Origin of the sequence: Cognatiyoonia sediminum (assembly GCF_900129845.1) — a bacterium.
Taxonomy (GTDB): domain Bacteria; phylum Pseudomonadota; class Alphaproteobacteria; order Rhodobacterales; family Rhodobacteraceae; genus Cognatiyoonia; species Cognatiyoonia sediminum.
Map to the genome: position 1 here is coordinate 766,053 of NZ_FQXB01000001.1, position 24,086 is coordinate 790,138.

Below are 24,086 nucleotides of genomic sequence, written 5' to 3' on the forward strand. Positions count from 1 at the left end.
TCGTTGGTTGGGGGCTTTGAATCAGCAGTCCTTGGCGCGTTCCCTTCAGCACTCGAGCATAGGCGAATTATCACTCGACAACGCAACCTTAGCGCTTACCCAACCAGATTGCCAAGCTTGGCATGGGTTTGTGCCAATTCAATTGAAGACAGTTTGCATCAAAGCTTTGAACCTTTTCAGAATCGGCCTCAATCAACTCAAGTGGGTTTTGCACATCGGCGCCATTCCGACTGACCATTGATTTTTCTTGTCTTAATTTGGCGGAACAAGCTACTAATTGGGAAAGCCATCAGTTTGGCCGCAACTCAAAGCGTTCATGGCCGCTGAAAAATTTCGGGAACAATCCTTTGAGGGACACACTATGATCAAGTTCTTAATCTCCGTCGCATCCTATCTGATCGCGAACGCAGCTGGCCTATTCGCTGCGACACTTCTGCTGACCGGTTTCACCATCGACTTCACCGCGTTTATCTTCGCTGTGTTGATCTTTTCGGTGTTCCAGACCATCGCCGGACCGATCATTACGAAGATGTCGCTTCAACACATTCCGCAGTTGCGAGGCGGTGTTGCGATTGTCGTGATTATGGCTGGTCTTGTTATCACAGACTTACTAATGCCGGGCATGAATGTCGGCGGTATTTCGAACCTGCTTGCTGCGACGCTTCTTGTTTGGTTTGGGTCCCTGATCGCGGCGATCCTGATCCCGATTTACATCTTCAAAGAGGTCAAAGAGAGCCGGGAAGAGCGCCAAGAAAAGATGGAGAGCGACGTACAAAGCGCGGTGGATGCTGCAGAGCGCTCTGCCGCAGCGGCCGAGGCTGCTGCCAAATCTGCGGAAGCTGCTGCCCACCCTACTCCGGACCCTACGCCGGCACCAACCCCGAAGTCGGGCGATTGATCATAGTTACCCGCTAGATGATCCCAAAAGAATGGCCCGCATTTGAACGCAAATGCGGGCCTCTTTTTTGATATTCTTTGCGAAACCCGACTAAGGCGCACTTCCATCAGTCGCAGCATGTGCAGTTATCAGAGCCCCCTCGGACCCATTTAGGATCAATGCACCCGTTTCATCTACTTTGAAACTGGAAACCTTCTCGAAAGCGTCAAACAATTTTCGCTCTTGGTTCATCAAAGCCTCTGGGCACATCATCAAGGTTGCTGCGACCGGTCCAATTTCTAAAGTCGTTGCGCTCAAAGCTGCGGTTCCATTGTAGCGATTGCACGAACCGGACCCCAAGATAGCACCTGAAGAGGCAAAACCGATTGTTGTTCGAGCTATATCAATCACGCCCTGACCGTTGATGTCTTCGACCACCCAAGTGCGTGCGGTCAAATATGCCCACGGATCACCGCCGCACCCAGTGATGGTTTCATCACCCATGGAGAGGCTGACCGTTTCTGGATAGGGAATGGCTTCAGGCGCAAAACTACACTCAATTGACTGTCGCAGCATAACCGCTCGTAAAGCGCGTCCAGTATCCGAAGCGATGATCGTAATATCGCCTCGCTCGTCCATTTTCGCCTCGGAAGATTGAAGCGACAAATCTTCCATTCCCTCCCGTTCGAGCTCCATGGTTTCCGTATCAAGAGAAACCGACCAGAACGGCTCCAATCCAACTGCTTTGTAGTCCGCTTGCAGAGGTAGCGCCAAATTACACTCTGGGAGTTGATAGCCATTCAAGGATACCAATGCGGTGTCGCCTTGGCTCCAGAAGAAGGTGTTTGGATCTTCCTCCAACTCATATTTGGCACCAGACGCTGAGCGAACTTGCTGAAGTGGTTGCCGGTCGCTGCCGCTGTCCATAATGAGCGTTTCGCCAACATAAGTGGTTTGGATCATCTGCTCGCCGCATCGATATGTAAAATCGAACAAAGGCGCTGTGTAAAGCGCTAAGATGATTTCACCAACGTCGTCCTGCGTCACACTGACAGGATCACCAAGCCAAATAACCTGTCCAGCCTCAGCGATCCCAACGCGTAGTTGGTACTCACCATCAGATTCAACTGTCATTTCAAATGGGAGTGGCACCTGTTGACCTTCGGTCGCAATTCGCTCTTCCGAAATCAATCGTCCGTCCGCAGTCTGAGCTTCGAGCATCAGAACAGCATTGGGCGAAAGTGCGATGCGCGGAAGATAGGTCGCTGATCCAGAGACCACGTGCTCGCCTTCAGCCGATGCTTGGGACGCGAACGCGAGAATTGCCGCATTCAGGATAACTCGAAGCATAGAATGTCCTTTCGAAAACGCAAAAAATTCGGACGCGTGACCGCTGCGATTATTTCTTTCGCTGTTCCGCCCACGCCGCTGGAATATCACTTCCGCCCTCCACCGAGAAACGGGTTCCAGTTTTGAAAAGCATCGGATCGGCAGAAATTCGCCCCGCAGCCAACCCCTCGCCAAGGCCAAATGACGAAGCCTGCCGGATCATCGGTTCTGGAACATGAGAGAACACGGAAGCGAGATGATCGATGTCCGCTTTAGAGTTCATCCGCATCAAAAGAATATTTTCGCATTGAGAGAGAACATTCACATGAAGCTTTTGCGGCCGCTGTGTGACCAGCAAAAGATAGAGCCCGAATTTACGGCCCTCACCGGCGATCGCTGCGAGATCCTCGATTGCCATGGCTTGAAAGCGATCGGTTGGAGTTTGCGGACACACGTTATGTGCCTCATCAATTACAAGCAAAGTCGGCCTGCGCCTGTGTCGCGTTTGCCAGAAAAAATGCACCGCACTCGCAGCCATCAAAGATCGTTCATTCGCGGACGGTAAACTCCCGAGGTCCAGGACAATTCCCCTCCAATCCTCGGGAATAAGATCAAGCATTGCAGGTGCATCATTAGGTGCCCAAATGCTCATGTCTTCGACATTGAGGTTATCAATTCGGATTGCCAGGTTTTGTGCCCCGTCATCAAACATAGACGCCGCTTTCTGGCGCACGTCTGAAAGGGAATATTCGGTATTCGGCATCTCTCTGACAATGCGCCCGAGCACGTTGTATTCCCGCGCGTCGCGCAACGGGTCCAAATCCAAAACCAAGGCCTTTTGTTCAATCGGCAATCTGCCAAAACGCGTTTGGAGCGGCTGTTGATTTTCTCGTGTCCCGTGAATGGATACACGACGCGACGCTTCCGCATAGCGTTCAGACAACTTCTCTTGCTCAGCGGCGTCCAATCCCATCTGATCCGCACCGCCAAATTCATTCAAGTTCACATAATCGGAATTAGGGTCAAGGACCGCGATCCTAAGGTCTGTCTCCATAAGCAAACGCTCTAGGACGACACCCAAAGAATACGTTTTCCCGGAACCAGATTGCCCGCAAACCAACGTATGGCGGCCAAAACCTGCTGCCTGAAGTGTCGCTGTTTCATTGTCGCCGACCCGCTTCATGCGCCCGATATCGAGCCCAGCTTTCGAACCACGAAGCCTTGCGAAATAGGCATGTACGACCTTTGGGTCGACGTCAGACAGGGTTGCACTTCCGAATGGTGTTGGCTTGCCATCCAAGATCGCTTCACCGTCGGTAATAGCGCGAATTTCACCTATGCCAGAAACGGACATGGAACCGGTCCCGATCCCCTTGATCTCTGCATCCAGAACTTGTCCGAGGAAGGTACTGCCAGCTTCCGTTTCAAGGCGAACGTAGCTTCCAATTTCGTGGCCGCTTTTTATGTCCGTGGAGAAATGGAACGTGCGGCCATCTGTTGAATACGCGATGGGGGCTGAAGTCATGTTTCTTATTTTCCAAAGCAATTGGGATTTTGATTTTATTGACGTTACCACCGGCACAATGACTTTCAAACAAAAGCTACAGGGCAGTGTTGTAGATTTCCTAGTATGTAATTCTGACTTGGGGGGAGAAAAGCAATGTATTTAACCAAGCTCTTTATTGCCTTTTCTTGTGCCAACTCCAAATCCTTTCAGTTTACGCACAGCCCATCACAGTCTCGCGAGTGGCCATATGTTCGAAACGTGTATGGTGTTAATCCTGAGCGCGAACCAGAAAACCTTTCTCAGGAGCCTACACAATGAAACTCATCGCCTCATCCATCGCCGCACTTGTTGCGTCTGCTTCATTTGCTTTTGCAGGAGATCAATACATCGATGAAACCGGTTTTGCTGCCTCTGGATATGACGTTGTCGCCTACTTTGGTCTAGATCAGTCAGCTGTGGGCACTGCCCAGCCCGAAGGCGTTCCTGGCAACGCAAACATCACGGCCGAATACAACGGCGCGACATGGGCCTTCTCGTCAGAAGCTAACCGCGACACATTCCTCGCCAACCCAGCGCAATACGCGCCTCAGTTCGACGGCCACTGCGCATACGGCGTGTCCAGAGGTGGTAAGGTTCCTGCAAACCCGAACCTGTGGCGCATCGTTGATGGCAAACTCTACCTGAACATCACTGAAAACGTCGTAGGTTTCTGGGAAGAAGACATTCCAGGCAACATCACACTGGCTGATGGCAACTGGACAGGCATCGAACCACAAGCAGCGTCCACGCGCACCATTCCAAGCTTTTCTTCTTCGGCACCTGTGAACTAAGTTTCGTTCATGGAACTGACCCGCCGATTATTACTGACTTCCGCGGCCGTCGCCTTGGCGGGTGGGACAGTTCTCATCGGCACACAATATTTGGCCCGCGCAGACACGGCGCGAGTCATGACACCTCCTGAAGCGATGGAAGCCGCCATCGCCGGAGACATTCTCCTCGTTGATGTCCGCCGACCAGACGAATGGGCGACAACCGGGTTGCCTCAGGGTGCCGTCGGGATCGACATGCGGCGAGATGACTTTCTTGAAGCGGTCCTTGCGGCCCGCGCTTATTCAGAACAACCCGTTGCCGTTATTTGTGCGCGAGGTGTGCGCTCAGCTCGTGTCACCCGCCTATTCGAAGAGGCTGGCATCGCCTCCATCGTTGATGTGCCGGAAGGTATGTTGGGATCTCGCGCGGGCCCCGGCTGGCTCCAACGCGGATTGCCCGTAACCACTCCATGATCCGATTTCTAGCCGCGCTTTCCATTATTCCTTTGCTTGCAACGCAGGTCATGGCCTGTTCGGCTGAGACAGCCTGTTCTGTCGGAGATCGGGACTACTATATTGAACTGCCATCCTCGGACGAGCCAAACGGCGCAGTGATCTATCTGCACGGATGGGGCGGTTCGGGCAAAGGCGCGTTGCGAAATCGACGTATGGTCGACGGTTTTCTCGAGCGCGGGTTCGCAGTGATCGCACCAGATGGCGTTCGGCGAGAAGGCCGCAATGGCCGGACATGGCGCTTTCATCCCGCAACAGGCGAACAACAGAACGAGATGGCCTTTTTGGCTGAGGTCAAAGCCGATGCCGTAACACGTTTTGATCTCAACCCCGATGACTTCATTCTAGGTGGATTTTCGATTGGTGGCTCGATGACAGCCTACGCAGCATGTCTGGGACCCGACAACTTCGCGGCTTTCGTACCGATCGGGGGTAATTTCTGGCGTCCTCACCCAGATAGATGTGAGGGGCCTGTCAAAATGCTGCACACCCACGGATGGACGGATACAACCGTTCCCTTGGAAGGTCGTGTTGTGAACGGGGTTCCAATCACCGATCCGGATGCCTTTGCCCAGGGAGATATTTTCCAAGCGCTCCAAATCTGGCGGGAAACAAACGGATGCGTTCATCTACGTGCGGACCGCTTTGTCACCGACGGGCCGTTCTTGCGTCGCGCCTGGGATCGTTGTGATGCTGATACTGCACTTGAACTCGCCGTCTTCCCGGGCGGCCACACGATACCCAACGGCTGGCCTGATCTGGTCATCAACTGGTACGAAAGTCTATGACCCTCATCTCATTTATATCCGTCCTCACCCTTGTGGTTGGCTTCATCATCCCATTGCGTTGGGGCGTATTTGGTTTTCTGGGCGGGGCTTTGCTGCTGTTCGTTGTGCAAGCGGGCATCAACACCTCAATGGGGTTCGAGGGAACAAGCATCGAAGAAAGCTTGCTCCTCTTTAACGGTTCCTACGCTTCGTACATCGGCTTCAATTTGCAGATCACCTACCGTGCTTTTGCAATACCGCTTTTGCTTTTAGGTGCGGTGATGGTTTACCGCCATTCACTCCGCCGCGATTGAGACGGGCTCTGGCTGTTCGTTCACCCAAGCTCTGAACTTCGCGCGTTCCGCACGCGCGCTTGAAACAATCGCCGGTTCTCTGAGCGATACTGGCGTGTCTAGGCGCAGCATACGGGCAGTCGCGTTCGAAACGCGCATCCCGCTGAGCATAGAAAGCGGTACAGCGCCAGCCAAGCTGATGGCAATGGGCAAGATCAAAAGCGAGACTTGACCGCTAGCAACACCCCCTAAGATCAAGAGACCGGAAAGCGTTTCGACCCAATGGAAGCGGAGCGTTTCCTTCCAGCCATACGACCGGCCATTGCGGTTTTGGGGAGCCCAATCAAACGACCAGCCAACAAACGCACGCAAAGTAGCAATTGTATGTTGGACCATCATCACTGGCGCGTAGAGCACAGACAAAAACAGCTCGACACAAATCGTCCCGATATATGTCAAACCAGAACCATATGCCGCCCGCGTTCTTGCTCGCAAACCATAGAGCGTGGCGCCGATCAGTTTCGGAAGCAAAAGCATTCCATAGATGAACAGCAAGAAAAACCAACCGATGTCATAGGTCATGGCCTCGGGCCAAATCGGGGTTTGCGGATTGGCCGCTGAGAAGTAGGTTGTTGTGCCCTCGTCTGTCATGCCCACGAATGACCACAGCACCAAGGCCGCGAGCCATGCTGGTGACATCAGAAACGCCAGCGCGCCTTGCAATAGATGAAGGCGCGAGATGGGGTGAAACCCGCGCGCCGCTAGAATCCGAAGATGCTGCATGTTTCCAAGGCACCAACGTCTGTCTCGCAGCGCGTAGTCGATGAGCGTGACAGGTGTTTCTTCATATGAGCCGCCCACACGCGGCAAAAGCCTGACACGCCAACCTGCCCTACGCAGCATCGCCGCTTCGATGAAATCATGGCTCAGAAACAGCTGATTATTGCCGCGAATGCTCTTCAGATACGGCAGACGCGCACTGTCAGCGAATGCACGGGTTCGAATGATGGCGTTGTGACCCCAATAATTCCCTTCGCCTTGCGACCAACTCGCGATGCCTTCCGCGACCAACCATCCATAGACAGCGTTCGAAAACTGTTGGACACGGCCAAAGAGCGTTTCAGCGCCGATTAAGACCGGTCGGCTTTGAATCAAACCAGCATCAGGGTCCGATGCCAAAGCATCCGCCAGTTGACGGATGGCGCGGCCGCTCATCAAGCTGTCCGCATCTAGGATCAACATAGCATCGTAGGCGTCGCCACAGTTTTCAATCCAGTCGGATATATTGCCCACTTTCTTGTCGGTGTTCTCAGCGCGGCGGCGATAATAGACGGAGGCTTCGGATTGAAATTCGGCGCTCAAAATCGAGAAGGCGCGATCCTCAAGCTTCGCGATTTCAGGATCATTGGTGTCGCTCAACATGAACAAACTAAATCGATCGCCCGTGGTGCCCTGAAGCTCTCTCAACATAGCGGACGCATTGCCGAAGACGTCATGCGGCGTCTCGTTATAGATTGGCATCAATAATGCGATGTTTTGTGGAGGAGCGTTGCGTTCCGACTTGGTGGCATCGGTTTGAAACGCGTAGCTGACCATGCCAAGGCAGGCCGTAGTCGCCGCAAAGAACAGCCAGACCGTACTCAAACCGACTAATCCGACAGCCATCGCTTCAACTGAAGATACGCCGCCGTGGGCGAGGTAACGAGTTACTGACACGCAGATCACGATCGTCACAATCAGCGTAGGGATGAACGCCGCCGCGCGCCATAGCCATCGGCTTCGCTGCGCCTTTGTGCTGGCGACGCGAGGCGCAGCTGTTTGCCGGAACGTCTGCGGACGCATCTCAAGCGGCGCGCGCTCCGGCATATGGCTGGCGGCGTATTTCGTCATGCAGTCCACCGATATAGCCAGACTTCCGTCAGCGGTGCGCCTGCCTTGTAAAGCTGCGCGCGGAATTCGATCAGTTTCTCTTCGCTCGGATGGAATTTGAAGGCGAGCCGAGGGCCGCCGGTTTCTGGGTTGCGTTGCACGACCCCGCCGCTGGGATTGCCCGCACTGCCGTTGACAACGATGTCGATCTCGGACAGGTCTTCGGGCACCGTTGGACCGTTTTCGAAGTCAATCGCAACGATGATCCCGTCGTTGTCAAAACCCGATCCAATCATTGTGTTGAGCGCGATTAGACCTTCGCCATGCGCAACATCATCGCCCCAAGTAAGACGATATTCGAAGGTATTCTCGGAACCCGCAGGAAGCCCGCCATTCGGTTGCCAATAACAAACGATGTTGTCGAAAATCTCTGAAGGGGTCGGAATTTCAACCAACGTGACCGAGCCTTCGCCCCACTCACCTATGGGTTCAACCCATGCGCAAGGCCGGCGGTGATAGTGCGCCTGTAGGTCAGCAAAGTCGCCATACTCGCGCGCTCGCTGCATCAGACCAAAGCCTTTGGGGTTGTTGTCGACAAAGGCGCTGACTTGGAGGTTCACGGGATTGGCGAGAGGACGCCAAATGGTCTCGCCCGCTCCGTTGTTGATCAGCAACCCATCGCTATCGTGGACCGCAGGACGCCAATCGGTAAAACGAGACCGGTTTGTCTGGTCATATTGGAACATCGAGGTAAGGGGCGCGATCCCCACATTCGTTAAATCGCGACGCGGCAAGATATTTGCAGTGATGTCCATGACCAGAGGTTGCCCATGGGTGATCTCAAATCGATACGCGCCTGCGGCACTTGGGCTATCAAGCAACGCATGAACCACGAATGTTTTGGAACCTTCGGTTGGTTTCTCGATCCAGAAAGAGCGGAAATCAGGAAATTCTTCGCCGTTCGGAGAAGCCGTATCAATCGCAAGCCCACGGGCAGACAGGCCGTAAATATCACCTGTTCCAATGGCTCGGAAATAGCTCGCACCCTGAAAGACAGCGAATTCTTGATAGATGCCTTGCTTTTCAAGCTCAGCCCGGAGCCTTAGACCGGAATACCCAAGCGTCTCATCCACGGGTAAATCTGGAAATTTGTCTGTCTTATCAAAAAGATCAAAATCAAATGCGAGCGGTTGGGCAATGCCCTCCTCTACCACAGAGATATTGATCGGGACTGGGAAATAAAGACCCGGCGCAAAGACATCGAGGCGCAGAGGTGTGTCTGGCTCATCATTCCAAAGTGCATTGCGGACATCAAACCAGATCGAGACGTAGTCTTCATAGTCGATTTCGGTCCATTCTTCGGGAATGCGTGTCGGCGCAACATAAGGTGACTGCGCCAAACGACGGGCCATCTCCAACACATCGTTTGGATCAAAGGCCGCACCATCTGATAATTGCAGGCCTTTCTTTTCCGCCTCCTGGGAGAGCGCCGGAGATGCCGTTAGAGCCGCGACAAACGCCAAAAATTCACGCCTTAACATTTGAACCTCCAGTAACGCGCCAAGGTTGGGATTTCGTCCAGCCAACGAGGTAGGCAGTCGCAACTAACACCGCCATTCCAAACAGGTTGACGAGGGTCACGGCGACCGCATCGCGATCGAAAACATCCAATATGAATCCGTTCAAACGACCAACAATGATCGACACAACAAAAACGGCAAGAGACTGCTGTCCAACCTTCAAAATCATCGCAAGGATTTTGCCCCAAGATCGCCCTAGCGCACTTGTCCCCGCGCGAATGCGAGAGCCTTTGTCGCCCGCAAACACCCAAGCGAGATATGCGAGCGCAAGGAACTGTACATAGCGCAAAATGCCGTGGTCGGTTTTGGAAAACCACTGTCTGTGATCCATCCGCCATTCGCGAGCCCATTCAAAGCCAAACTCTCTGACACCGATGTTTGAAAACGGGATATTCAAGACAACGATGAATGCCGCGACGCAAAGAAGCCAAGCTGTGACTGGCGGCTTCGGTATCCATCCTCGCATAAAAGCAAAACCTGTGAAGAAGAGCAGCTGCCACCCAAACGGGTTGAGAAACCACCGTCTCTGCCAGTCGTCGTTCCCTACCCACGGCTCAGCCGTGAAATTCAAGTATGGCAATCCAAAGTGTTCCATTAAATTGCGCTGCGCGAACACCCACATCGTGACACTCGCCAAAACGACTAAGCCGAAGTGTAACCTTGAGAGAATAATCACCACCGGCATCATCGCCAAAATAACCATATACATCGGCAAGATGTCGAAGAGGTTTGGCACCCAACGGAGTGTCATAAAGCTCAGCAATATATTCGGGTTTTCCCAGTGCTCGCTCTCAACGAAGAGCATCCAAAGGTTTAGCTGTCCCCAGTAGTTCCGAGACGTAATATCGAGCTCGGTCAAATACACGGTCAATGCAGCTGTGGCGAAGAACAGCCCGACATGCGCCCAGTATACCTGCCAAATGCGATACCCGACGCGTGCGGTGCCTAGAAACATGCCCGCTCGATCGAAGGTAGCGCCGAATGCGATCGCACTCGCCATACCAGAGCAGAAGACGAACATTTCGGTCGCATCTGAAAATCCCCAACGCGCCGGAATCCAAGAGGTCCAAGGATTGCCGGGCGTGTGTGCAAACAGAATGATAAACATCGCAATGCCGCGAAAGAAATCCAAACGGATGTCACGCTCACGTCGCGGCTCAGCCACCTGCGGTGACATCGCCGAAGGATCGGCGCGCAATGGAGTATTAGCAGCAGTCATGTGGGCAAAACCCGCCTATTCTGCAGCGGTGAACAGGGTCGGACCCGACCGCAACTCTTGTATCTTTGCCATGCGAGAGGCCGCGAAACTGTCTTCTTGGTTGCCGCGCAACGCGGTACGAGTGCCTAGAAGCTGTTCCGTATCTTCCAAACGGCCAGCGCGAAGCCCTGCTTCGATGGTCAGGCGCTCAAACACGTCGCGTTGGGCGTGGCTGCCACCCATGCTTTGGAATTGAGGTTGCGCGCCTTTGAGGAAGTTGAACGCTGTCGCGTAGTCCGCTTCGCCAAATGCTTCGATGCCTTTTGACAGATCAACACCCGGAGTCCGCATTACGCGCCCTACATCATCGTTGGTTTCAGCGGTCTCTATGACGTGGCGCGTCAGACGTGAAGCGCCTTTCTCTGTTTTGTTGCCCATCAGGGCCAGCATATAGTGCATGTCAGCAAACGTAAGGCAGCCGTCATTCGAGCGTTTTTCAGCAAGCAAGGACAATTCATCCCAGCGATTGCCAACATCAACGCCTTCTAGCTCAAGCCGTAGAAGCAAAGAGCTCGCATTCGAGAAATCACGGTAGTCATCTGTTTTCTCATCGCGAATTTTAGTGTCGTAGAGATCAAGAACGGTTTCAATTTCACCTTGATCGAGGTGCAACAAGGCTTTGTGCCACCAAACGTGAAAGCGGAAGTTGTTACAGTGCGACCAAGCGTCAGGGAAATTGTCGATCAATGCGATGCCCTGACCGGTCAAATGGGTCATGTCGTAGACGTGCGCAACGGCGTGCAAGCCCCAGGCATCGTCACGGGCGAAATCCAGACCACGGCGGCCAATTTGTTCAGCTTCGGCGTAGCGACCAACCTCTTCCAAAGCGAAGGCACGGCAGCCAAGTGCGTAGCCGTAAAGCGGGTGGCTTTCGTCGTGAGCTATGATCGAACGTTCAATCGACCACAACATGCCTTTTTGATCACCGAGCATGAAACGGATGCCATGCGACAACTTCATGCTAATCGTATCAGCAGGATTTAGAACAAGCGCCTGTTCCATCTTGGCAATAGAGTTCGAAGGTTTCCACGCCAGCCACTCGGCTAGAGCTTCACACCAGAGACGTTCGCGCTTTGTAGCACCACCTAGATCGAGCTTTTTGAACGCGTCGTCACAGGCTCCTTGCGCGACTTCTACAAGTTCGCGTCGACCCAGCATCAGACATGCTAGGCCTTTCATGGCGTGGCCCATGGCAAAGTCAGGGGATCTGTCCAACAAGGCATTCAAGTGGTCACCGGTCGCTTGCCCGTGACATAGGACACCGTGAATGACGCCGTTCCAATGTTGAAGCGCTGTGTCGTCATCCAAGCTGACTTGGCAGGTGCTAATGTCTGTTCGCATGAATGCGCCTCGTTTTAACTCTTAATTTACAGCACGGAAATAAATTAGGTTGCGCCTTGATACCTCTCACCACCGCGTTACCACTCGAAAATGTGATTGGACTTGGATTTATCGTGAACTCTTTGACACATTTCGATCGGTAAGCAACTGGTCAAGCTTATCTGTATCCTCGCCAAACCTCGGCGGAGCTTTGCCATAACTCACGGGTGTTTTGGAGAATTTCAGCGGATTGCCCAGAAGTTCAACGTATCCCGTCGATGTTGCTGCCTCAATTTGCACAACACCACCGCGAGCTTCTGCCTGATCAGAGCTGAGCGCTTCATCAATTTTGTGAATCGGACCAGCTGGCACGCCAACGTCATGTAATGATTTGAGAATGTTGTCTGACGTTTTACCAGAAAATGTTACAGAGATTTCCGCTGTGAGGCGATCACGGTGCGAAATCCTAAGCGGATTAGTTGTAAAATCAGGGTCTTCAGCCAAGTCAGTGCGCCCTAAAGCGCCACAGAGAGATTCGAATTGCCGGTCATTTCCTACGGCTAGAATGATGTGGCCGTCTAACGTCGCGAAGACATCGTATGGCACAATGTTGGGATGCCCGTTGCCGCGGCGTTTCGGAGCTTTACCCGAGGCGAGCGTGTTCGTCCCTTCATTGATCAGCCATGCCATCTGGCTATCGACCAAAGCGAGATCAATCTGCTGGCCTTCGCCCGTAGCCTCGGCGTGTCGCAAAGCTGCGAGAATACCGATGGAGGCATACATGCCGCACATCACATCCGCGATGCCAACGCCGACCTTCATCGGTGCACCCTCAGGCTCACCCGTGATAGACATGATGCCACCGTAGCCCTGGGCCATCAGGTCATAGCCAGGCAAGTGTTTGTTTGGCCCGGTCTGGCCAAAGCCCGAGATCGAGCAATAGACCAACGCAGGGTTTAAGGCGCTGAGGCTGTCGTAATCCAACCCGTATTTCGCCAAGCCGCCGGTTTTGTAGTTTTCGACCAGAATATCGGCTTGGCTCGCGATCTCTTTCACCAGTGCCTGACCTTCCGGAGTGGACAAGTCCGCCGCCACTGAGAACTTGTTCCTGTTGGCGGATAAGAAATAGGCGCTGAGGTCTGATTGTCCGTCTGGTGTGTCAACATAGGGCGGCCCCCAGCGGCGGGTGTCATCCCCACCCGTCTTGGGATTTTCGATCTTGATCACGGTGGCGCCGAGATCACCGAGCATTTGCGTAGCAGTTGGCCCTGCGAGGATGCGTGATAGATCTAGAACGAGAATACCATCGAGGGCTTTTGGCGAGTTAGAATGTGCCATCATAGGCTCGCTTATCTATCTCGACGGCGATCACGGTGAAGGTATCGGCCTCTACGGCCTGTGCTAAAGCGCCCCGCAATGCGTCTGCGTCTGAAACAGACACACCATTACCACCAAAGGCGCGGCCAACGGCGGCGACATCTGTGCGATCAAAGTCCACACCGACGTTTTTCATCTGACGTCCGCGCTGTTTCAATTCGATAAGAGCAAGAGACGCATCAACAAACACGACAAAGATCGGCGCGATCTTTTGTTCCGCGGCGGTGGCCAATTCGCCAACCACCATCAAAAAGCCTGCGTCGCCGGAGAAGGACACAACTGTCCGATCTGGGTCAACGAGCTTTGCCCCCATAGCCAGCGGCACGGCGCATCCCATGGTACAAAAGCCAGACGATTGAGTCAGCGCCCGTGGGAAACCGCAGTTCCACATTTGGCTGAGCAGGATGCGATGCGCGCCACTGTCGGCGGTGATTAGCGTATCATCGGGCAGAACCTCTTGGCAGATGGCGATCGCCTGTCCCGGACCCCAGTGTTCCGACGGGGCAAAGGCAGCGGTGATGGCGCGCTTGGCTTCTACTACTGCGTTGGTATCCCAGCCGGATAGGCGGTTGTCCGGCAGCAACGCATTGACCGTTTCTACGGGGTCGCCGACGATATTATGCGTTGCTTGGTGCATGTAGTGCGTGTTCGACACGGCTGTCACATCGATGATGGTTTGCGTCTTGGGATCCCAAGGATCCGTCCACCCTGGCCGCATTTCGATCGGGTCATAGCCGATACACAGGATCACATCGGCCTGTTCAATCAGAGGCAAAAGTATCGTATCGGCCTTTGGCGATAGACCCGCGCCGCCAAGAGCTAGGCCATGGCTTTCAGGGATTAGGCCTTTGGCCTTATAGCTGGTGATCACCGGTGCTTGCAGCGCTTCCGCCGCCCGCGTCACAGCCGCAGCGCCTGCATCTGACGAGACGTCCAATCCTGCGATAATCAAAGGGCGTTTTGCCGCTGCCAATCGGGCTTTCACATCATCCATCAGAGGGCCGGTAGCCACCACGGGCAAGGCATCAGGGCGCAAGATACCTTCGCCCGTCGCCTCGGCATCCGCGACAGAAATGGGCACATCGATATGCACCGGACCGGGGCGGCCCTCTGTTGCGATGCCGATGGCTTTGTCGATCATCACATGCGCCGCGCGGGCATTTAGGGTGAAGCTTTCTTTCGTGATCGGACGGAACACCTGAGGCTGATCCAGCACCTGATGGGTGTAGATCTGCGCCGTATGCGCATCAACGCAGCCAGTCAAAACGATCATCGGCACGCGATCTTGCCGCGCGTTTTCGACCACATTGATACCGTTCAGCGCCCCCGGCCCAACCGTAGCAAGCAAAATACCGGGTGCGCCGGTGCGATGATAGGTGGCTTCTGCCATAAAGCCGGCCGCGTTTTCATGGCGGCACATCACAAAGGTGATCCCAGCTTTGTCGAGTGCATCCAGAAGGGTCAGAACTTCCCCCCCTGGCATACCAAAGGCCCACCTGCATCCCTGTTCATAAAGCCGTTTGGCAATAACATCAGCTGCGCGCATGATCGATCCAATCCATTGTTTGGAGCTTCCTGCACCAAGCAAGGTGCGCGTTCAAGTCACCCCACGAAATCGTCAGGTGCAATACGAGCCAGCCAAAGAATTTAACTAAGGTAGGACTTGAGCGGTCATCGCCTCCATCGGCATGACGCCTTCGAGTTGATCGAAAACAGCGGAACAAATGGCGTCTCGCTCTAAGTCAAAAAAGACCGAGGCCGCATTTTCATTTGGATGATAAGGGTCTTTGACCGACCCATTGGACCGACGCCGGAAGAAAGAGGCATTACCTTGATGCGAGGCAATCGTCGCCTCCGTCGCACCAGAGACAAAACTGCACTGGCTGCCTGTCACTTCAAACGCCAACTCTAGGTTTTCCTGAGCCTTACGCCGCATTTCGACAATGCTTTCCCTATACGCAGGCTGGGTCGTCATAAAGATGCACCCCATGCCTTCAGGCAATTGGCCGTTCAGCTTTTCAATGTCTTCGATAGCGCGGTCTAGACTATTGGCCCAACGACGAGACGAATTGCCAAGGAACGTCATCAAAGTGATCTTCGGCGTATAATAATCGTCGCGAAACATGGTCTCGAAGGCAGTTTGGTTAGGTGCGCAAAATTGATAAGCTTCGCCCCGACCGATCTGAACATATTTGTTTTCGGTTGTGTTGATCACGCCGAAGGACCCAGCATTCACCCGCCAATTCGGATCAACATCGCAAAGCGCAGATTTTCCGCGTCGACTACGTGTCATCCAGGTTGGCAAGGACGTTGACCGGACACCGATCGCTGCTACGCGACTTTCGCCCAGTTTTTCCAGCTCGTGCAATTGCTCTGGCGTCGCATTGCAGGACGTTGCCAAATCAGAAAAGAATTCGACAAAGGCCGGTCCAGACCCAAACGGCAATTGGCTGTCACCTAGGATTAGGATTTCTGGCGATTCAAAGCCTTCTGCGTAAGCGCTTAGGGAAAGCAAGACACTGGCAACAATCGCCCTTAAGGGAGCGGCAAAAACTGTCATTCACGCCTTCCAAAGTCATTTGGCGCTAATCGCGCGGTCGAGGGACAGTATGACCTTCAGCAATGAAACAACAATTAACCTTTTTGTGGGGTTAAGTTACAAAGGTGATTGAGTGAAGATCCTGGTCAAATCCTCAGCAACACAGACCCTTCCCTTGCTCCGTCCGCAACAAGGTCATGGGCCTTGGCGCAGTCCTCCAGTGGTAGAGTTTCGGCAATTCGAAATTTAAGTGCTTTTTGTTCAAGCAGGTTAGTCAGATTGTTGATCGCAGCCAGACGCTCAGCACTGTTGAGCAGGTAGACAAGAACCAAATCTAGCGTCACAGCTTTGAACATCAAAGGATAGAAAGGCAGTACGGGTTCCGTTTCCTTGGCGGACCCAAAGGCAGCTATGGTTCCACCTTCAGCGATGACTGATGCATTGGTCTGAGCGTTTTTCCCGAATTCAACTTCGACAATTCGATCTACTAAGTCGCCGTTCGTCGCATCCAGTATTTTTGTCGCTAAATCGGGATCAGAATAGTCGAACACAAAGTCGGCCCCGGCCCCTTTGGCCGCATCCAAACCTTTTGATCCTCTGGCTGTTGCGATCACCTGAGCGCCGGACGCCTTCGCGGCCTGAACAGCGAGATACCCTACCGTCCCAGCGCCACCACTCACCAAAAGCGTTTTGCCGTCAACCGAACCGCCGCCAAGAACCGCATGCGTCGCAGTTAGCGCTGGAATGCCTAGAATTGCCCCTTCTTCAAAGGAGGTCTCTTGAGGCAGTGGCACAGCCTGTTCCGATGGAAGCGCTATATAGTCCGCTGCAGTTCCAAAGGCACGTTTCCACTGACCGTTCCAAATCCAAACACGTTCGCCGATGCGACTTTTGTCAACGCCCTCGCCAACAGCTTCGATGACACCTGCACCGTCGCTGTGTGGAATGATCGTAGGGAATGGCGGCTTTAATACGCCCGGACGACCGCCCGCGCGAGCTTTAACATCCGACGGATTTACAGCAGAAATTGAAAGACGAACCAGTACTTCCCCCTCTGCCGGTGAAGGCTTCGACAGCGCAGAGAGGTTGAGTACTTCCGCCGCTGAGCCGAATTGTGAGTAGGTTACCGCGCGCATGTCTAACTCCAACTGTTCGGAAAAGTCGTAGCGAAGTTTGACACCAGACGAAACCAATTTGGTTTTGATCGAGCTGCCATTCTCCGAAGATGAAGAAACAATCCGCAACGACCAAATGTCATGGCTATTGTGGAAGTGGCGGACAGACAGGGATTCGAACCCTGGAGACGGTTTCCCGCCTACACACTTTCCAGGCGTGCGCCTTCGACCACTCGGCCACCTGTCCGCGTAGCGCTGTCTTTAGCGGCGCTTTTGATGTGTTGCAAGGGCTTCTGATGCACGTTTGAATCGGTTTCTCAAGTTTCGCCGATGCCGAGCACTGAAGCTCACTCCTGATCTGCGAAATGCGTCACGTCTTCAACATAGTACTGATAACTGTCAGCATTTTCGAGGGCTCGCGCAGGTGATCTTTCTGCCATGTCCTGACAAAGTGACCTTGAATAACAGTGATCCTCGGTGCTTGCCACAACAGCGAAATGACTGATCTCATGGACGATTGTCCCAGCCTTTGATCCATTATCGCTGCGTTCTGTACCGGGCCGAAGGAACGACATCAGGGGCTGCCTGAAGAACGCTGGGCAGATGTTGATATGGTAAGCCTCATCGCCATAAACGTAGGCGTAGGTGCCTACCTCGCAGTCCTGTGGGCTCACTCGTGCACAGCGCGCTGTAACGGCGCCAGTCCGCAATCCCGAGGCAATGCTTTTGAGATTGGCTCGAACAATCTCGCCAGAAGCCGGAGAGTATTTGCCGAACCATCTCTCGAAAATTTCGTTTTCGCCTACATTCGCAGCCGCTGTTGTAACAAGTCGTTTAGCGTCAGCGACCGCTGCTTTGATCGTCGCCTCTTGATCCTTCGTACAGCCTTCCATTCGAGCACTGGCAGACGTTGCCATAACGACGAAAGCAAAAAATGCGAGACAGGCGACCCTTGCGATCATTCGAGGAACAAATGGACGCGTCGGTTTTGACGCCCCTTCTTCTCGATTTTCCCGATGCGGACCGTGCCTATCTCATCGGTGTTAAAGACATGGGTTCCGCCACAAGGTTGAAGATCGGCTGTATTTTCACCTTCGCCAATCCGAACCAACCGAATGCGCCCGGCACCCCGAGGCGGTTGGACAGACATTGTTTTGACGAGGGTCGGTTGGGCATCCAATTCCTCTTCTGTGATCCATTCTTCGGTCACGGGGAATTTGCAGGCGATGAGACGATTTAAGGTATCGTTCAAAACATCTTTGTTTTCTGGCGCGGTCGGCATATCAAAATCCAGACGCCCCTTTTCGGTCGAGATTGATCCGCCTGTCACTGGCAATGGGATCACGACTGACAAAAGATGCAACGCGGTGTGAACACGCATGTGGCGATACCTTCGGTCCCAATCGATGGATTGGTTTACTTGAGTATCAACTGGAGGCAGGTTCACGGGCTCCGAAGGAACCAAGATAATCTCTTCCCCCTCTCCCTTTATCGCCGTGGCAATTTCAATCTCGCCGCCGTCCCACGTCAGTCGCCCGCTATCGCCCGGTTGGCCGCCCGATGTTGGATAAAAGACCGATTGATCCAAAATGATCCCGCCTTCTTCTGTGCGCGACAATACTGTGCCTGGTGCATCACGAAGATACGCGTCATCTCGAAAAAGAGGCGTCGTCATTTTACTTCTCCTTTTCGACTCCGGTCAGATCTTGTACGTTACGGACCCATAGATCGCGCTGTGGGAATGGGATTTCGATCCCTTCTTCTTCGAAGCGCTTGGATATCTCCATGTTCATCTCTGACTGCACAGAAAGAATGAAATTGACGTCTCTGAGGATCGCTCGAACCTCAAAGTCCAAAGAACTATCGCCGAAGCTCATGAAGAGAACGGATGGCTCAGGATAATGCAGCACCATTGGATGCTTCATCGCCACGTCTTTGAGGATCTCCATCACCTTCTCAGGATCACTTCCGTAGGCCACGCCGACAGGAATGATCACGCGGCCAACGGAGTTGCCGCGTGTCCAGTTCGTGACTGCGCCACTGGCAAGATCCGCGTTTGGTATGATGACATCTGTCCGATCAAAGGTTTCGATCTGCGTGCTTCTGACAGAAATCCGTCGAACATAACCTGTGTGACCATTTACTTCGATCCAGTCGCCCTCGCTTACGGGGCGTTCGATCAAAAGGATGATGCCGGAGACAAAGTTGGAGACGATATTTTGCAAACCAAAACCGATACCGACCGATAAGGCACCCGCAACGAGTGCAATGCTGGTCAAATCAATTCCGGCGCTATTGATCGCGAAAATGGCCGAGAGCATCACACCTACATATCCAACGCCAGCGAGGATAGCGTTCCGACCACCAATGTCGATGCTGGTCCGCGGTAAGATGGTCGATTTCAGGAATGACTGAACAAAGCCGGTGATCACATAACCGATGATGAAGACCAGAACGAAAGATACGAACTCTGAAGGAGAGATTGTTGTATCACCGACCGTGATACCGCTCTGGAATCTGCCCCACCATTCCGCCAAATCAGATGAGCTCGCGCCCCAGACAAGCGCAAGGAGCGGTAGGGTGACCAACGTCAGGACAAAGCCGATGAGGACTGGTGCCAGCGCATCGGACTGATCTTCGGTGCGTCCTCTATACAATGACCAACTTCTGCTGATCTGAACATGCAAAAGCATCATAAACCCAACCAGCGCCAAGGACAGTACGAACGGTCGGAACAACGCGTTTGACGCCAACGAAAAACCCGCGGCGATCAGTAGCGGCACCGCGATCGCGACCAACATACACAAGAACCCAACATAGCGTCGAATGCCGCCCGTGATTTCTTCTTTTTCTGTGATCTGCTTTGTGTCCCGCAATTTCCGGCCAAATCGAAACAGCGCAATGGCTGCCAAGAAATTGATAGGGAATAGGATGACACCAATTGAGATGTTTTCGGCATCCGCCGTTGACATCAGGACTTCGAAAACTGTGAGGCCCGCGATCCCCAGGCCAAGTAGAAATGTCAGCCTTCGGAAGATAGCACGGTCTTCCTCCGCATAATTAAGAGGCCCCGTTTCTTCACCCGTCGGAAAAAACTCAGAACCAAGCCAGCGCGCGAATATCGTGATTGTCGCCGCTGAGGCGAGAGCAATGAGTATGGGATTGCCCACGACGCCAAAAATACCAAGGCGGCGAATGCCATACACAAACAAGGTCAAAGCTAGCAATGGCAACGCCAGTTTGAAAAATTCGAGGAAAAAATCCTGAATAGGCTTCCAACGAGATTGGGTTGCTACAACGGAGTCGCGCCATGATGCCAGCCAACCTCTCGATTTGAATGCAATCCATAGGGCGACGCCAATCAGTAAGATCGCGCCCGGTAGAACACGTTCTAAAGAGCCATTGCGCAGACGCGCGAAAAATCCAGCGCTGCCCTCCTTACCCCAATTCGTCACGCTTTCTGTCAAGGACGCGACCGCCGGGCCCCAATAGATCGGGTTAAGCGGAGTTGGCCCTCGCGTTGTCAGTTCCTCGCGTTCGATCTGAGAAATGCGATGATCCAATTCCAAGATAAGGCCATTCGCTTGTGCCAGCCCTTCGGCTGCCAATTGAGCTGGGGCTGCAAGTTCGGCTCGTTGTTCCTGCAGCGCCGCACGACGTTCAGTGATCTCCGGCGCTTCAGCGGGCAGGGTTTCGTCGCTTGCCGGATCAGGGCCTAGTGCTGCGATCTGCGCATCAAGCGTCGCAATGCGTTCAGCGTTGATGCCCTGCCGGCTTAGAAACGCATCCCGCCACTCTAGCAATTGAATGCGGAATCTGTTCAGCGCAAATGGCGAAGCATCTTCTCTCTTCACGATCTCTTCGGCTGCGTTTGCCACAATCGACCAAGCCACAGCGGCCTTCTCACCGTCTGTCAGGTCGGAGTCTTCAATCGCAGTTGCGATTGCGGCCCCGTCATCGACAGGCGTTTCAGGCACGGAAGTTGTTTCTTCCTGCGCAAAGCTAGGAAGCGCAAAACTGAGGACCGCGATGGTCAGGAAAATCCTGAACATGGCCCCCATATCAGTTGTCCTCAAACATCACCGGAAGATCGGCAGGTGCGCGGTCGAGGAACTTTGGCACAGGTAAGTCTTTACTGCGCAAGAAATCAGCATTGAAGAGCTTTGATTGATAGCGGGTGCCGTAGTCGCACAAGATGGTCACGATCGTATGTCCGGGTCCCATGTCCTTTGCCATCCGAATGGCTCCGGCGATGTTGATCCCCGTTGATCCGCCCATCACCAGACCTTCGTTTTCGAGAAGGTCAAAAACGATCTCAACCGCTTCTCGATCCGGAACGTTGTAGCAATAGTCAGGAGTGAACCCTTCCAAATTGGCCGTGATCCGCCCCTGCCCAATGCCTTCAGTGATGGACCCACCGGACGAGCTCAACTCCCCAGTCGTGTAGTAGCTATGAAGCGCCGCGCCATCGGGGTCGGCCAAGCCAACCTTAACACCTTTGGGCTGAAGTGCCGCCGCCATACCAGCAACAGTTCCGCCGGACCCTGCCGCACAGATAAACCCATCAATTTTGCCACCGGTTTGTTCCCAAATTTCAGGGCCTGTCGTTTCAATATGAGCCTGCCTATTTGCTGTATTGTCGAACTGGTTCGCCCAAATCGCACCGTTCGGCGCGGTCTTGTTCAACTCTTCCGCCAACCGCATCGAATAGCGGATGTAGTTGTTCGGATCGCGATAGGGTTTCGCCGGCACTTGAACCAATTCAGCACCGGCAAGACGGATCATATCCTTTTTCTCTTCGGACTGAGTTTCCGGGATCACGATTACTGTTTTGAACCCCATCGACGCGCCAACCAGGGCCAAACCAATGCCGGTGTTTCCAGCTGTTCCCTCAACGATTGTACCGCCCGGTTTCAACTTACCCTTCGCGATTGCGTCACGAATGATAAAAAGGGCGGCGCGATCCTTGACGGATTGCCCGGGGTTCAAAAACTCTGCTTTGCCGAGAATTTCACACCCGGTTTGCTCAGAAGCGGCGCGCAATTTGATGAGCGGTGTATTTCCAACCGCATCTGCCAAATCTGATCTGATTGCCATGACTTTCCTGCCCCTGCTCTTTTCCCGACTTCTCTATGCGCCGACGTCTTTAAACTCAAGCCATCGGGCACCTTAGAAAATCAATTCGAATGCCGAGTTCATGCACCAAAAATGATGTCCTAAGCGAAACGACGCCCAAAAAATTCTGTTACGATCCCCGCCAACACGCCACCAACAAGAGCAGTTACGATAACGTCCATCTGCCCCAATCGAACAGCGTGCTCAATTCCCAGCTGAAAGACGTCTACAAGAGCCTCTAGAGGATCATCATACGACCGCCGAAACGACTTTTCGATCATGTCCACGAAAGACATGATGAACAAAATCCAAAAAATGAGTGTTGCGGTTCCCGTCAGGCCATTGCCAATCGCAGGCGAATAACCCCGTCCAGCGCGTTTTCCAACGACAACCCATCCCGACCAAGCGCCAGCCAATCCGCAGAGCGGCCACCAGTACGTAGGGATGCGGCCTTCTTCAAAGAAAGTTTGAGCAAGATAGCCCAGATAGAGACCCAAAGCAGCAAAACAAATGGCACCGACCAAACGTCCTGTGGTTGGCATGATCTGTCCTCCTGCTCGCCTATCGCCGCCCTTATGCTGGTCGACTAATGGTAATCTGCGTTACATCGCAGTTTCCGCTATGAAACGTTCCCGCGCAAGAGGTCAGGTAAAAGTTCCACATCCGTTTGAAACGATCGTCAAACCCCATCGCAGCGACCTGATCCCATTTTTCGTTAAACGTCTCGTGCCAGCGCCGCAAAGTCTGGCTATAGCTTTCCCCAAATTCGATTGATTTCTCGACCTTTAGCCCCGCATTTTGAACTGCCTCACGCAATTTAGATGGGCTAGGCAACATGCCTCCGGGGAAGATGTATTTTTGGATGAAGTCCGGCCGCGAAATGTAGGCGTCCCAGCGGTGTTCACCAACAGTAATGATCTGCAACGTTGCCTGTTTGCCCGGCTTCAGGCGATCCCTGACGGTGTTGAAATAGGCGGGCCAATACTTTTGCCCAACTGCTTCGAACATTTCGATGCTGGCGATCCCGTCGTAGACACCCGTTTCATCGCGGTAGTCCTGCATTTTGAAAGTAACTTGATCAGAAAGTCCCGCTTTTTCAATGCGCTTCACTGCGTAGTTAAATTGCTCTTGGCTGATAGTAAGGCATGTCACCTTAAGCCCGCGCTCTTTCGCGGCATATTCGGCGAAGCCTCCCCAACCGCAACCGATCTCCAAAATATGATCGCCAGGTTGAGCACCCATCTGATCAACCATACTCGCATATTTCTGAGTTTGCGCTTTCTCTAAGCTTTCTTGTCCCGTTTCGAATTTTGCCGACGAGTAGGTCATCGTCTCATCAAGCCAAAGTGCGTAAAAGTCGTTCCCTAAGTCATAGTGATAACTAATATTTTTCTTTGCTTGTCTCTTAGAGTTGCTCTGTAACCAGAACCGGATTTTCTCGTAGGCTTGCACCAAAGCCTGCCCCGGAAATCCGTCGTACATGTCTTCGGCACCATCATGGACCATGTCCATGAAGGCCATCAAATCGGGTGTTGACCATTGACCTTCCAGATAGGCGTCGCAAAACCCCATGTCGCCTTCACGAATGGTCCGCGCGAAAACGTCTGGGTGGTGGATGTGCACCTCTGCGACGTGACCAGCTTCGGGACCTTCAATCCGAAACCGACGGCCATCTTCAAGAACGATGTCCAAACGGCCCTTTTCAACATTTTTGATCTTTTCAAACACAGATTTGAAATAACGCGGCAGATTACTTTGCCCCTCTGTCGACGTTAAAATCATGGTCTTCCCCCAATGGTCTTCTCCCCGATGGTGAGT

The 24,086-nt window shown here is 53.3% G+C and carries 21 protein-coding genes and 1 tRNA gene; 5 read left to right on the forward strand and 17 right to left on the reverse strand.

What is annotated here, in order from left to right:
- The first annotated feature begins 361 nt into the window (after positions 1 to 361).
- On the forward strand, positions 362 to 898 hold the full coding sequence (locus BUA85_RS16495; protein ID WP_110559067.1) for a phage holin family protein: 537 nt from the start codon (positions 362 to 364) through the stop codon (positions 896 to 898).
- A 90-nt stretch (positions 899 to 988) separates the two neighbouring features.
- On the opposite strand, the gene BUA85_RS03835 is transcribed toward BUA85_RS16495, so the two are convergent.
- Together BUA85_RS03835 and BUA85_RS03840 are read right to left on the reverse strand one after the other, a co-directional pair.
- Positions 989 to 2,227 carry an META domain-containing protein gene (locus tag BUA85_RS03835; RefSeq protein WP_072899448.1) on the reverse strand — a complete coding sequence of 413 codons (1,239 nt, stop codon included), beginning with the start codon at positions 2,225 to 2,227 and terminating at the stop codon, positions 989 to 991.
- A 49-nt stretch (positions 2,228 to 2,276) separates the two neighbouring features.
- On the reverse strand, positions 2,277 to 3,731 hold the full coding sequence (locus tag BUA85_RS03840; protein WP_083526171.1) for an ATP-binding protein: 1,455 nt from the start codon (positions 3,729 to 3,731) through the stop codon (positions 2,277 to 2,279).
- A 296-nt stretch (positions 3,732 to 4,027) separates the two neighbouring features.
- On the opposite strand from BUA85_RS03840, the gene BUA85_RS03845 reads away from it, so the two are divergent.
- From BUA85_RS03845 to BUA85_RS03860, 4 genes are read left to right on the forward strand one after another with little or no spacing between them, the layout of a single operon-like run.
- Positions 4,028 to 4,543, forward strand: coding sequence for a YHS domain-containing (seleno)protein (locus BUA85_RS03845; protein WP_072899450.1), 516 nt, complete (start codon positions 4,028 to 4,030; stop codon positions 4,541 to 4,543).
- Positions 4,544 to 4,552: 9 nt separating this feature from the next.
- Complete coding sequence (locus BUA85_RS03850) at positions 4,553 to 4,996, forward strand: rhodanese-like domain-containing protein (RefSeq protein ID WP_072899452.1); 444 nt, start codon at positions 4,553 to 4,555, stop codon at positions 4,994 to 4,996.
- Positions 4,993 to 5,823: a CE1 family esterase gene (locus tag BUA85_RS03855; RefSeq protein ID WP_072899454.1), complete on the forward strand. Its 831-nt coding sequence runs from the start codon at positions 4,993 to 4,995 to the stop codon at positions 5,821 to 5,823. Before BUA85_RS03850 ends, BUA85_RS03855 begins: the two co-directional genes overlap by 4 nt.
- The gene (locus BUA85_RS03860; RefSeq protein ID WP_072899456.1) at positions 5,820 to 6,116 is read left to right on the forward strand and encodes a hypothetical protein; all 297 of its coding nucleotides are present in this window, start codon (positions 5,820 to 5,822) and stop codon (positions 6,114 to 6,116) included. Before BUA85_RS03855 ends, BUA85_RS03860 begins: the two co-directional genes overlap by 4 nt.
- Here BUA85_RS03860 and mdoH read toward each other — a convergent pair.
- The 15 genes from mdoH to BUA85_RS03935 form a co-directional block, all read right to left on the reverse strand.
- A complete protein-coding gene (mdoH, locus tag BUA85_RS03865) occupies positions 6,099 to 7,985 on the reverse strand; it encodes a glucans biosynthesis glucosyltransferase MdoH (protein WP_072899458.1) in 1,887 nt (628 codons plus the stop codon). The genes BUA85_RS03860 and mdoH overlap by 18 nt on opposite strands.
- Positions 7,982 to 9,505 carry an OpgD/OpgG family glucan biosynthesis protein gene (locus BUA85_RS03870; RefSeq protein WP_072899460.1) on the reverse strand — a complete coding sequence of 508 codons (1,524 nt, stop codon included), beginning with the start codon at positions 9,503 to 9,505 and terminating at the stop codon, positions 7,982 to 7,984. Before BUA85_RS03870 ends, mdoH begins: the two co-directional genes overlap by 4 nt.
- A complete protein-coding gene (locus tag BUA85_RS03875; RefSeq protein ID WP_072899462.1) occupies positions 9,492 to 10,763 on the reverse strand; it encodes an OpgC family protein in 1,272 nt (423 codons plus the stop codon). The genes BUA85_RS03870 and BUA85_RS03875 overlap by 14 nt, the downstream gene beginning before the upstream one ends.
- 15 nt (positions 10,764 to 10,778) lie before the next feature.
- Complete coding sequence (locus BUA85_RS03880; protein WP_072899464.1) at positions 10,779 to 12,143, reverse strand: tetratricopeptide repeat protein; 1,365 nt, start codon at positions 12,141 to 12,143, stop codon at positions 10,779 to 10,781.
- A 108-nt stretch (positions 12,144 to 12,251) separates the two neighbouring features.
- A complete protein-coding gene (locus BUA85_RS03885; protein ID WP_083526210.1) occupies positions 12,252 to 13,460 on the reverse strand; it encodes a CaiB/BaiF CoA transferase family protein in 1,209 nt (402 codons plus the stop codon).
- Positions 13,447 to 15,045 carry a thiamine pyrophosphate-binding protein gene (locus tag BUA85_RS03890; protein WP_072899467.1) on the reverse strand — a complete coding sequence of 533 codons (1,599 nt, stop codon included), beginning with the start codon at positions 15,043 to 15,045 and terminating at the stop codon, positions 13,447 to 13,449. The genes BUA85_RS03885 and BUA85_RS03890 overlap by 14 nt, the downstream gene beginning before the upstream one ends.
- 105 nt (positions 15,046 to 15,150) lie before the next feature.
- A complete protein-coding gene (locus BUA85_RS03895; protein WP_072899468.1) occupies positions 15,151 to 16,059 on the reverse strand; it encodes a hypothetical protein in 909 nt (302 codons plus the stop codon).
- Between the two features lie 125 nt (positions 16,060 to 16,184).
- Positions 16,185 to 17,174 carry an NADPH:quinone reductase gene (locus BUA85_RS03900; RefSeq protein ID WP_072900400.1) on the reverse strand — a complete coding sequence of 330 codons (990 nt, stop codon included), beginning with the start codon at positions 17,172 to 17,174 and terminating at the stop codon, positions 16,185 to 16,187.
- Between the two features lie 136 nt (positions 17,175 to 17,310).
- A tRNA-Ser gene (locus BUA85_RS03905) sits at positions 17,311 to 17,400 on the reverse strand.
- A 100-nt stretch (positions 17,401 to 17,500) separates the two neighbouring features.
- Positions 17,501 to 18,115 carry a M35 family metallo-endopeptidase gene (locus tag BUA85_RS03910; RefSeq protein ID WP_072899469.1) on the reverse strand — a complete coding sequence of 205 codons (615 nt, stop codon included), beginning with the start codon at positions 18,113 to 18,115 and terminating at the stop codon, positions 17,501 to 17,503.
- Positions 18,112 to 18,828, reverse strand: a complete 717-nt coding sequence (locus BUA85_RS03915) for an alanyl-tRNA editing protein (RefSeq protein ID WP_072899470.1) — start codon at positions 18,826 to 18,828, stop codon at positions 18,112 to 18,114. Before BUA85_RS03915 ends, BUA85_RS03910 begins: the two co-directional genes overlap by 4 nt.
- Before the next feature lies 1 nt (position 18,829).
- Positions 18,830 to 21,214, reverse strand: a complete 2,385-nt coding sequence (locus BUA85_RS03920; protein ID WP_072899471.1) for a DUF3772 domain-containing protein — start codon at positions 21,212 to 21,214, stop codon at positions 18,830 to 18,832.
- A 1-nt stretch (position 21,215) separates the two neighbouring features.
- Positions 21,216 to 22,250: a cysteine synthase A gene (locus tag BUA85_RS03925; protein ID WP_072899472.1), complete on the reverse strand. Its 1,035-nt coding sequence runs from the start codon at positions 22,248 to 22,250 to the stop codon at positions 21,216 to 21,218.
- Between the two features lie 119 nt (positions 22,251 to 22,369).
- Positions 22,370 to 22,810 carry a TrgA family protein gene (locus tag BUA85_RS03930; RefSeq protein WP_072899473.1) on the reverse strand — a complete coding sequence of 147 codons (441 nt, stop codon included), beginning with the start codon at positions 22,808 to 22,810 and terminating at the stop codon, positions 22,370 to 22,372.
- A gap of 31 nt (positions 22,811 to 22,841) precedes the next feature.
- On the reverse strand, positions 22,842 to 24,050 hold the full coding sequence (locus BUA85_RS03935; protein WP_072899474.1) for an SAM-dependent methyltransferase: 1,209 nt from the start codon (positions 24,048 to 24,050) through the stop codon (positions 22,842 to 22,844).
- Positions 24,051 to 24,086: the final 36 nt, after the last annotated feature.

What these genes read in the sequence shown, in the direction of transcription:
- BUA85_RS16495 (WP_110559067.1), top strand. Translation starts at nt 362, where the DNA reads ATGATCAAGTTCTTAATCTCCGTCGCATCCTATCTGATCGCGAACGCA.
- BUA85_RS03835 (WP_072899448.1), bottom strand. Translation starts at nt 2,227, where the DNA reads ATGCTTCGAGTTATCCTGAATGCGGCAATTCTCGCGTTCGCGTCCCAA.
- BUA85_RS03840 (WP_083526171.1), bottom strand. Translation starts at nt 3,731, where the DNA reads ATGACTTCAGCCCCCATCGCGTATTCAACAGATGGCCGCACGTTCCAT.
- BUA85_RS03845 (WP_072899450.1), top strand. Translation starts at nt 4,028, where the DNA reads ATGAAACTCATCGCCTCATCCATCGCCGCACTTGTTGCGTCTGCTTCA.
- BUA85_RS03850 (WP_072899452.1), top strand. Translation starts at nt 4,553, where the DNA reads ATGGAACTGACCCGCCGATTATTACTGACTTCCGCGGCCGTCGCCTTG.
- BUA85_RS03855 (WP_072899454.1), top strand. Translation starts at nt 4,993, where the DNA reads ATGATCCGATTTCTAGCCGCGCTTTCCATTATTCCTTTGCTTGCAACG.
- BUA85_RS03860 (WP_072899456.1), top strand. Translation starts at nt 5,820, where the DNA reads ATGACCCTCATCTCATTTATATCCGTCCTCACCCTTGTGGTTGGCTTC.
- mdoH (WP_072899458.1), bottom strand. Translation starts at nt 7,985, where the DNA reads ATGACGAAATACGCCGCCAGCCATATGCCGGAGCGCGCGCCGCTTGAG.
- BUA85_RS03870 (WP_072899460.1), bottom strand. Translation starts at nt 9,505, where the DNA reads ATGTTAAGGCGTGAATTTTTGGCGTTTGTCGCGGCTCTAACGGCATCT.
- BUA85_RS03875 (WP_072899462.1), bottom strand. Translation starts at nt 10,763, where the DNA reads ATGACTGCTGCTAATACTCCATTGCGCGCCGATCCTTCGGCGATGTCA.
- BUA85_RS03880 (WP_072899464.1), bottom strand. Translation starts at nt 12,143, where the DNA reads ATGCGAACAGACATTAGCACCTGCCAAGTCAGCTTGGATGACGACACA.
- BUA85_RS03885 (WP_083526210.1), bottom strand. Translation starts at nt 13,460, where the DNA reads ATGGCACATTCTAACTCGCCAAAAGCCCTCGATGGTATTCTCGTTCTA.
- BUA85_RS03890 (WP_072899467.1), bottom strand. Translation starts at nt 15,045, where the DNA reads ATGCGCGCAGCTGATGTTATTGCCAAACGGCTTTATGAACAGGGATGC.
- BUA85_RS03895 (WP_072899468.1), bottom strand. Translation starts at nt 16,059, where the DNA reads ATGACAGTTTTTGCCGCTCCCTTAAGGGCGATTGTTGCCAGTGTCTTG.
- BUA85_RS03900 (WP_072900400.1), bottom strand. Translation starts at nt 17,174, where the DNA reads ATGCGCGCGGTAACCTACTCACAATTCGGCTCAGCGGCGGAAGTACTC.
- BUA85_RS03910 (WP_072899469.1), bottom strand. Translation starts at nt 18,115, where the DNA reads ATGATCGCAAGGGTCGCCTGTCTCGCATTTTTTGCTTTCGTCGTTATG.
- BUA85_RS03915 (WP_072899470.1), bottom strand. Translation starts at nt 18,828, where the DNA reads ATGACGACGCCTCTTTTTCGAGATGACGCGTATCTTCGTGATGCACCA.
- BUA85_RS03920 (WP_072899471.1), bottom strand. Translation starts at nt 21,214, where the DNA reads ATGGGGGCCATGTTCAGGATTTTCCTGACCATCGCGGTCCTCAGTTTT.
- BUA85_RS03925 (WP_072899472.1), bottom strand. Translation starts at nt 22,250, where the DNA reads ATGGCAATCAGATCAGATTTGGCAGATGCGGTTGGAAATACACCGCTC.
- BUA85_RS03930 (WP_072899473.1), bottom strand. Translation starts at nt 22,810, where the DNA reads ATGCCAACCACAGGACGTTTGGTCGGTGCCATTTGTTTTGCTGCTTTG.
- BUA85_RS03935 (WP_072899474.1), bottom strand. Translation starts at nt 24,050, where the DNA reads ATGATTTTAACGTCGACAGAGGGGCAAAGTAATCTGCCGCGTTATTTC.